Source organism: Streptomyces sp. NPDC085866 (genome assembly GCF_044541035.1).
Lineage (GTDB): Bacteria > Actinomycetota > Actinomycetes > Streptomycetales > Streptomycetaceae > Streptomyces.
In genome coordinates, this window is sequence record NZ_JBITSQ010000041.1 from 1 (window position 1) to 1,186 (window position 1,186).

Genomic DNA, 1,186 nt, shown 5'->3' on the forward strand with positions numbered 1-1,186 from the left:
AGCAGGACGGTGTCGGGGTACTGGGCGTCGATCTCCTTGCGCACCCGCTTCAGGAACTCGTGGGTCGCCGGCAGGTTCTCGCAGTTCGTGCCCTCCTGCTGGTACAGGTACGGCACGGCGTCCAGGCGGAACCCGTCGATACCGAGGTCCAGCCAGAACTTCAGCGCGGAGATCATCTCCTCCTGCACCGCCGGATTCTCGTAGTTGAGGTCCGGCTGGTGCGAGAAGAAGCGGTGCCAGTAGTACTGCTTGCGTACGGGGTCGTACGTCCAGTTGGAGGCCTCGGTGTCGACGAAGATGATCCGGGCGTCCTGGAACTGCTTGTCGTCGTCGGCCCAGACGTAGTAGTCGCCGTACGGACCGTCCGGATCCCGCCTGGACTCCTGGAACCACGGGTGCTGGTCGCTGGTGTGGTTCATGACGAAGTCGATGATGACGCGCATGCCGCGCTGGTGGGCGGCGTCCACGAACTCCACGAAGTCGGCCAGGTCACCGAATTCGGGGAGTACGGCGGTGTAGTCGGAGACGTCGTAACCGCCGTCCCGCAGGGGTGACTTGAAGAACGGCGGCAGCCAGAGGCAGTCGACGCCGAGCCACTGCAGGTAGTCGAGCTTGGCGGTCAGGCCCTTGAGGTCGCCGACGCCGTCACCGTTGCTGTCCTGGAAGGAGCGGACGAGTACCTCGTAGAAGACGGCGCGTTTGAACCACTCCGGGTCCCGGTCCTTGGCGGGTGTGTCCTCGAAGGTGTCCGGCACGGGCTCGTTGACGATCATATTGTGGGTGACCCTCCGATCTGCGGGGTGGACGGTCGCAGAACCGAGAAGACATGCGCGGGCCTGTGGCCCGGTTCGAGTCGCACATAGTTGGCCCTGCCCCAGTGGTAGGTCTCGCCGGTGAGCTCGTCGCGCACCGGCACCGACTCGTGCCAATCCAGGCCGAGTTGCGGCATGTCCAACGAGACCGTGGCCTCCTGGGTGTGGTGGGGGTCGAGGTTGGCGATCACCAGAACCGTGTTCGATCCGCTCCGCTTCGAGTAGGCGATCACCTCGTCGTTGTCGGCGTGGTGGAAGTGGAGGTCGCGCAGCTGCCGCAGCGCGGGGTGGCGTCGGCGAATGGTGTTGAGCCGGGTGATGAGGGGGGCGAGGGTGCGGTTCTCGCGTGCGGCTGCTTCCCAGTCGCGGGGTTT

General features: G+C 65.3%; 2 protein-coding genes. Both read right to left on the minus strand.

All coding sequences use genetic code 11. The features are described 5' to 3' along the window. The coding region (locus ACIF83_RS45650) for an alpha-amylase family glycosyl hydrolase (RefSeq protein WP_393484982.1) at positions 1–773 on the minus strand (773 nt) is incomplete at its 3' end. Next, positions 770–1,186: alpha-glucosidase C-terminal domain-containing protein (locus ACIF83_RS45655; protein ID WP_399736563.1), on the minus strand; the 417-nt coding region annotated here is incomplete at its 5' end. The genes ACIF83_RS45650 and ACIF83_RS45655, both read right to left, overlap by 4 nt.